Here is a 6,740-nt window from a genome sequence, read left to right on the forward strand (position 1 = left end):
GGCGAATGCCGATGCGTTCGATGCTGTCCGCCGCAGTGCTTGGCGCACTGCTGGCGGGCTGCTCGCCGAGCCACGACAGCGGTTCGACGGGCAGCGCCACGCTGGTGGCGCCCACCGGCTACTACCGCGCCGCGCCCGAGGCGCAAGGCAAGTCGCGGGCCTGCGAGGCGCCGCCGCCGGCCTACACCGGCAGGCTGGACTTCCCCAGCAAGTACCAGGGCTCCGACAAGGCCCGCGACAAGCTCAACCCCGCGGCGGAGCAGCGCTACCTCAAGCTGACCGACGACATGCGCGACATGGAGAAGGGCGTCAACCGCATGGTCGGCCGCTACTTCAAGTACGGCCGGCAGCAGGAAGCGGACTGCGCCATGACCTGGCTGGAGAACTGGGCCGACGCCGGCGCGCTGCTCAGCGAGGAGTACAACCACACCGGCATGTCGGTGCGCAAATGGACCCTCGGCAGCCTGGCCGGCGCCTACCTGCGGCTGAAGTTCTCCACCTCCCGGCCACTGGCCGGGCAGGCCGAGCAGAGCCGCAAGGTGGAAGCCTGGTTCGGCCGGCTCGCCGACAAGGTGGTGGCCGACTGGAACGCCTACCCCAGGGAGCGCAGCAACAACCACAACTACTGGGCGGCGTGGTCGGTGATGGCCACCGCCGTGATCCTCGACCGGCGCGACCTGTTCGACTGGTCGGTGGAGCAGTACCGCCACGGGGTCGAGCAGATCACCGCCGACGGCTACCTGCCGCGCGAGTTGGTGCGCGAGACCCGCGCGCTGTCCTACCACAACTACAGCATCGCGCCGCTGCTGATGGTGTCGGCCTTCGCCAACGCCAACGGCCTCGATCTGCGCGGCGAGAACGACGGCGCCATGCAGCGCCTGGTGCAGAAGGTGGAGGCCGGCCTGCGCGACCCCGCCATATTCCAAGAGAAGACCGGCCGCCGGCAGGAAGAGATCGACCTGCGCCAGAGCAGCCGTTACGCCTGGCTGGAGCCGTACTGCGCGCTGTACCGCTGCTCGGACAGCACGCAGCAGTGGCGGCGATCCATCGAACCGCTGAGCACCTACCGGCTCGGCGGCGACCTGACCCAGCTGTTTTCCGGGCAACTGCCTTGAGTTTGGTCCTGATGTACCTGCCCGGCCGCGCACCCGCGCGGTGCGGGACGACACAACAGACATTGAATGGAGAATGACGACATGATCCCGGTAATCCTCTCTGGTGGTAGCGGTTCCCGCCTCTGGCCCCTGTCCCGCAAGCTGTACCCCAAGCAGTTCCTCGCCCTCACCGGCGAACTGTCCCTGTTCCAGCAGACCCTGCAGCGCCTCAGCTTCGAGGGCATGCAGAAGCCGGCCGTGGTGTGCAACGTCGAGCACCGCTTCATCGTCAACGAGCAGCTCGACAGGATCGGCGGCTCGACCCAGGCCATGTTGCTCGAACCCTTCGGCCGCAACACCGCCCCGGCGGTGGCCATGGCCGCGCTGCAGATGATCGCCGAGGGCCGCGACGAGCTGCTGCTGGTGCTGCCGGCGGACCATGTGATCGACGACGAACTGGCCCTGCGCAAGGCGCTGGAGTTGGCCCGCGTCGCCGCCGAGGAGGGCGAGATGGTGCTGTTCGGCATTCCCGCCCACAGCCCGGAGACCGGCTTCGGCTACATCAAGGCGACCCGCGGCGAGGACGGCGACGACCTGGTGCCGGGCGCCTTCCGCGTCCAGCAGTTCGTCGAGAAGCCGGATCACGAGCGCGCCGCCGAGTTCGTGCGCAGCGGCGGCTACTACTGGAACAGCGGCATGTTCCTGTTCCGCGCCAGCCGCTACCTGGACGAGCTGCGCACCCACGAGCCGGACATCTACGACACCTGCGTGCTGGCCCTGGAGCGCAGCAAGGCCGGCAACGGCGTGCTGACCATCGATGCCGGCACCTTCGAGTGCTGCCCGGACAACTCCATCGACTACGCGGTGATGGAGAAGACCAGCCGCGCCTGCGTGGTGCCGCTGGCCGCCGGCTGGAACGACGTCGGCTCCTGGTCCTCGCTGTGGGACGTGCAGGAGAAGGACAGCGACGGCAATGTGCTCAAGGGCGACGTGGTCACCCACAACAGCCACAACAGCTTCGTGCACGGCACGTCCAAGCTGGTCACCCTGATCGGCATGGACGACGTGGTGGTGGTGGAGACCAAGGACGCCGTGATGATCGCCCACAAGAGCGCGGTGCAGGACGTCAAGAAGCTGGTCAACACCCTGGACGCCAGGAACCGCCAGGAGACCCAGAGCCACTGCGCCGTCTACCGCCCCTGGGGCAGCTACGACTCGGTGGACAACGGCCACCGCCACCAAGTCAAGCACATCACCGTGCGCCCCGGCGCGCAGCTGTCGCTGCAGATGCACCACCACCGCGCCGAGCACTGGATCGTGGTGTCCGGCACCGCCCAGGTGACCTGCGACGACAAGACCTTCCTGCTCACCGAGAACCAGTCCACCTACATCCCCATCGCCTCGGTGCACCGCCTGGCGAACCCCGGCAAGATCCCGTTGGAGATCATCGAGGTGCAGTCCGGCAGTTACCTGGGCGAGGACGACATCGAGCGCCTGGAAGACGTCTACGGACGGACCCCGGCACAGACGGCCACGGTCGGCTGACAGTAGGGCGGGTGAAACCCGCGTGTCCGCGCGCGGGTTTCACCCGCCCTACGCCCGCCGTAGCATGGTAACGGTGCGCACGGCGCACCCTACGTAGGGTGCGCCGTGCGCACCGAATCCGCTTTATCCCTTCAGCAACTGGCGCAGCACGTAGTGCAGGATGCCGCCGGCCTTGAAGTATTCCACCTCGTTCTGGGTATCGATGCGGCACAGCACCTCGACCTGCTGGCGCTTGTCGTCGTCGCCTTGGATATCCAGGGTCAGGGTCATGTGCGGGCGCAGCTCGACGTCGTCCAGGCCGAGGATGTCGACCCGCTCGCGGCCGGTCAGGCCCAGGCTCTTGCGGTCCTGGCCCGGCTGGAACTGCAGCGGCAGCACGCCCATGCCCACCAGGTTGGAGCGGTGGATGCGCTCGAAGCTCTCCGCGATCACCGCCTTGACCCCGAGCAGGTTGGTGCCCTTGGCCGCCCAGTCGCGGGAGGAGCCGGTGCCGTATTCCTTGCCGGCGAAGATCACCAGCGGCACGCCCTCGGCCTGGTAGCGCATGGCCGCGTCGTAGATCGCCAGCTTCTCGCCGCTCGGCACATAGAGGGTGTTGCCGCCTTCCTCACCGCCGAGCATCTCATTGCGGATGCGGATGTTGGCGAACGTGCCGCGCATCATCACCTCGTGGTTGCCGCGCCGCGAGCCGTAGGAGTTGAAGTCCACCGGCGCCACCCCGTGTTCGCTCAGGTAGCGGCCGGCCGGGCTGTCCTGCTTGATGTTGCCGGCGGGGGAGATGTGGTCGGTGGTCACCGAGTCGCCGAGCAGAGCCAGCACATGGGCGCCACGGACGTCGCCGACCTTAGGCGGCGCCCCGGCGATGCCCTCGAAGAAGGGCGGGTGCTGGATGTAGGTGGAATCCGCCTGCCACTCATAGGTGGCCGCCTGGGGCACGGCGATGGCCTGCCACTGGGCGTCGCCGGCGAACACCTCGGCGTACTCCCTGCGGAACATTGCCGTGTCCACCTTGGCCACGGCCTCGGCGATCTCCCGCTGGCTCGGCCAGATGTCCTTGAGGTACACCGGGTTGCCCTCGCTGTCGTCGCCGAGCGGGTCCTCGGTGAGGTTGACCCGCACGCTGCCGGCCAGGGCGTAGGCCACCACCAGCGGCGGCGAGGCCAGCCAGTTGGTCTTCACCAGCGGGTGCACCCGGCCCTCGAAGTTGCGGTTGCCGGACAGCACCGAGGCCACCGTCAGGTCGCCCTGCTGGATGGCCTTCTCGATCGGTTCGAGCAGCGGCCCGGAGTTGCCGATGCAGGTGGTGCAGCCGTAGCCGACCAGGTCGAAGCCGAGCTGGTCCAGGTAGGGCGTCAGGCCGGCCGCCTGGAAGTACTCGGTCACCACCTTGGAGCCCGGCGCCAGCGAACTCTTGACCCAGGGCTTGCGCTGCAGGCCCTTTTCCACTGCCTTCTTCGCCAGCAGGCCGGCGGCCATCATCACGCTGGGGTTGGAGGTGTTGGTGCAGGAAGTGATCGCGGCGATCACCACGGCGCCGTGCTTGAGCCGGTAGGTGCTGCCTTCGTAGCGGTACTCGGCCTCGCCGACCAGGGCGGCGTTGCCGACCGCCACGCCGCCGCCGCCCTCGCTGAGCAGGCGGCCTTCCTCCTGCGCCGGCGGCTTGAGCTGCAGGTCGATCAGGCCGTCGAAGGCATGCGGCACGTCGGGCAGCAGGACCCGGTCCTGGGGCCGCTTGGGGCCGGCCAGGCTGGCCTCGACCTCGCCCAGGTCCAGCTCCAGGCTGTCGCTGAACAGCGGCTCGTGGCCGGGCTCGCGCCACAGGCCCTGGGCCTTGGCGTAGGCCTCGACCAGCTGCACGCTGTCCTCGGGGCGGCCGGACAGGCGCAAGTAGCCGAGGGTGATGTCGTCCACCGGGAAGAAGCCGCAGGTGGCGCCGTATTCCGGTGCCATGTTGGCGATGGTGGCGCGGTCGGCCAGGGGCAGGTCGGCCAGGCCGTCGCCGTAGAACTCGACGAATTTCCCCACCACGCCCTTCTTGCGCAGCATCTGGGTCACGGTCAGCACCAGGTCGGTGGCGGTGATGCCCTCGCGCAGGCGGCCGCTGAGCTTGAAGCCGATCACCTCGGGAATCAGCATCGACACCGGCTGGCCGAGCATGGCCGCCTCCGCCTCGATGCCGCCCACGCCCCAGCCCAGCACGCCCAGGCCGTTGATCATGGTGGTGTGCGAGTCTGTGCCCACCAGGGTGTCGGGGAAGGCCCAGACGGCGCCGTCCTCTTCCTTGGTCCAGACGGTGCGGGCCAGGTACTCCAGGTTGACCTGGTGGCAGATGCCGGTGCCCGGCGGCACCACGCGGAAATTGTCGAAGGCGTTCTGGCCCCAGCGCAGGAAGGCGTAGCGCTCGCCGTTGCGTTGCATCTCGATGTCGACGTTGGCGGCGAAAGCGGCGGGGGAGGCGTAGCGGTCGACCATCACCGAGTGGTCGATCACCAGGTCCACCGGCGACAGCGGGTTGATCTTCTGCGGGTCGCCGCCGGCCTCGGCCATGGCCGCGCGCATGGCGGCCAGGTCGACCACCGCCGGCACGCCGGTGAAGTCCTGCATCAGCACCCGCGCGGGGCGGTACTGGATCTCGTGTTCGGAACTGCGCTGCTGCAGCCAGTCGACCATGGCGCGGATGTCCGCGGCGTTCACGGTGACGTCGTCCTCGAAGCGCAGCAGGTTCTCCAGCAGCACCTTGAGCGACATGGGCAGCTTGTCGATGTCGCCGAGGCGTCTGGCCGCCTCCGGCAGGCTGTAATAGTGGTAGGTCTTGGCGCCCACCTTCAGTTCACGTCGGCAACTCAGGCTATCCAGGGAGCTCATCACAATACTCCTGCTCGGTTGAACTTCTGAAACTAGACCGTCAGGTCAGCTCCTGCCACTGGTCTGGACCGGCAGAGCGAGCCCGGGGTTCCCGACTTCGCTATCATGCGCGGCTTGAGGAGAACCGCCGATGAACACCGTACTACTGCACTGCCGCCCCGGCTTCGAGGGCGAGGTCTGCGCCGAGATCAGCGACCACGCCGCGCGCCTGAACGTGGCCGGCTATGCCAAGTCCAGGCCGAACAGCGCCCACGCCGAATTCATCTGCCTGGAGCCCGGCGGCGCCGAGCGCCTGATGCAGGGCCTGCGTTTCGGCCGGCTGATCTTCCCGCGCCAGTGGGCCCGCGGCGACTACCTGGGGTTGCCGGAGAGCGACCGCATCGGCGTGCTGCTGGAGGCGCTGGCCGACTACCCGGTGTGCGGCGGCCTGTGGCTGGAGGTGTTCGATACCAACGAGGGCAAGGAGCTGTCGAATTTCTGCAAGAAGTTCGAGGGGCCGCTGCGCAAGGCGCTGGAGAAGGCCGGCAGGCTGGTGGAGGACGCGGGCAAGCCGCGCCTGCTGCTGACCTTCAAGAGCGGCCGCGAGGTGTTCCTCGGCCTGGCCGAGGCCGGCAACCTGGCGCCCTGGCCGATGGGCATCCCGCGCCTGAAGTTCCCGCGTGAGGCGCCCAGCCGCTCGACCCTCAAGCTGGAGGAGGCCTGGCACTTCTTCATCCCCCGCGAGCAGTGGCCCACGCGCCTGTCGGACGAGATGACCGGCGTCGACCTGGGCGCCGCCCCCGGCGGCTGGACCTACCAGCTGGTCAGGCGCGGCATGCTGGTCACCGCCATCGACAACGGTCCGATGGCCGAGAGCCTGATGGACACCGGCCTGGTCACCCACCTGATGGTCGACGGCTTCACCTGGAAGCCCAGGCAGCCGGTGGACTGGATGGTCTGCGACATCGTCGAGAAGCCGGCGCGCACCACGGCGATGGTCGAGACCTGGATCGGCGAGGGCCACTGCCGCGAGGCGGTGGTCAACCTCAAGCTGCCGATGAAGCAGCGCTACGCCGAGGTGTGCAAGCTGCTGCAGCGCCTGGAGGATGCCTTCGCCGCACGGCGGATCAAGGTTTCCATCGCCTGCAAGCAGCTGTACCACGACCGCGAAGAGGTCACCTGCCACCTGCGCCGGCTGTAGCCGCGCCACTCCGGCTGTACGCCCTGTGTAGGAGCGGCCTTGGCCGCGAGCTTCTG

General features: G+C 68.4%; 4 protein-coding genes. 3 read left to right on the top strand and 1 reads right to left on the bottom strand.

Annotation, left to right across the window (positions count from 1 at the left end; all coding sequences use genetic code 11):
• Nucleotides 1-11 precede the first annotated feature (11 nt).
• Together N5D30_RS20975 and N5D30_RS20980 are read left to right on the top strand one after the other, a co-directional pair.
• On the top strand, nucleotides 12-1,115 hold the full coding sequence (locus tag N5D30_RS20975) for a mannuronate-specific alginate lyase (RefSeq protein ID WP_279910549.1): 1,104 nt from the start codon (nucleotides 12-14) through the stop codon (nucleotides 1,113-1,115).
• Nucleotides 1,116-1,196: 81 nt separating this feature from the next.
• Nucleotides 1,197-2,639 (top strand): mannose-1-phosphate guanylyltransferase/mannose-6-phosphate isomerase, encoded by a 1,443-nt coding sequence (locus N5D30_RS20980; protein ID WP_220816003.1) that lies wholly within the window; start codon nucleotides 1,197-1,199, stop codon nucleotides 2,637-2,639.
• 123 nt (nucleotides 2,640-2,762) lie between these two features.
• Here the strand turns inward: N5D30_RS20980 and acnA are convergent, their stop codons facing one another.
• Nucleotides 2,763-5,504 carry an aconitate hydratase AcnA gene (gene acnA / locus N5D30_RS20985; protein ID WP_279910550.1) on the bottom strand — a complete coding sequence of 914 codons (2,742 nt, stop codon included), beginning with the start codon at nucleotides 5,502-5,504 and terminating at the stop codon, nucleotides 2,763-2,765.
• A gap of 130 nt (nucleotides 5,505-5,634) precedes the next feature.
• On the opposite strand from acnA, the gene rlmM reads away from it, so the two are divergent.
• Nucleotides 5,635-6,684 carry a 23S rRNA (cytidine(2498)-2'-O)-methyltransferase RlmM gene (gene rlmM, locus N5D30_RS20990; RefSeq protein ID WP_279910551.1) on the top strand — a complete coding sequence of 350 codons (1,050 nt, stop codon included), beginning with the start codon at nucleotides 5,635-5,637 and terminating at the stop codon, nucleotides 6,682-6,684.
• The last annotated feature ends 56 nt before the right edge of the window (nucleotides 6,685-6,740 follow it).

Source organism: Pseudomonas sp. GD03875 (genome assembly GCF_029840585.1).
Lineage (GTDB): Bacteria > Pseudomonadota > Gammaproteobacteria > Pseudomonadales > Pseudomonadaceae > Aquipseudomonas > Aquipseudomonas paralcaligenes.